This is a genomic window from Rhodopirellula maiorica SM1, assembly GCF_000346295.1.
Classification (GTDB): domain Bacteria; phylum Planctomycetota; class Planctomycetia; order Pirellulales; family Pirellulaceae; genus Novipirellula; species Novipirellula maiorica.
Window position 1 is genome coordinate 1 of record NZ_ANOG01000752.1, and the last position, 679, is coordinate 679.

Annotated in this window: 1 protein-coding gene; it reads left to right on the forward strand. The window is 55.2% G+C overall.

The genetic code is table 11. The features are described 5' to 3' along the window. On the forward strand, positions 1-679 hold a 679-nt coding region (locus tag RMSM_RS24465; protein WP_008702874.1), incomplete at both ends, for a sulfatase-like hydrolase/transferase.

A 679-nucleotide genomic window follows, 5' to 3' on the forward strand; every position in this document is an offset into this window, starting at 1 on the left:
GGTTCACTCGCTTCGGCAGCCGAGACCCCGAAGTCTTCGTCTTACCCCAATGTCATTGTCGTGATGGCCGACGATCTGGGGATCGGCGACGTTTCGCCGACCAATCCCGACTGCAAAATCAAAACCCCGCATCTGCAACAGATGGCGGACGAGGGGCTGACGTTTCTAGATGCTCACACACCCAGCAGCGTCTGTACGCCGACTCGTTATGGTTTGCTGACAGGACGCTACAACTGGCGTTCGCGACTTGCTCGTGGCGTGCTCAGCGGTACCAGCGAGCACTTGATTCCGGCCGATCGACCCACGCTTGGGCATTTGATGAAAGCGGCGGGCTATCACACCGCGATGATCGGCAAGTGGCATCTCGGTTGGGATTGGCACAAGGATGGCAAGCGGATTGATTTTACGAAGCCGGTCAAAAATGGTCCCGATATCAACGGGTTTGATCAGTACTATGGACATTGCGGATCGTTGGACATGCCGCCCTATGTATGGGTCGATACCGGTCGCGTGACGGCACAACCCGATCGCGAAGAAGGAGTCACGAAGAAGCAAGATCGGTATGGCTGGTACCGCAATGGACCGATTAGCCCCGATTTCAAGATCGATGACGTGCTGCCTCATCTGTTCGAAAAATCAATGACGTATGTCAAAGAGCGAACGGCTGATGACCAAAGCA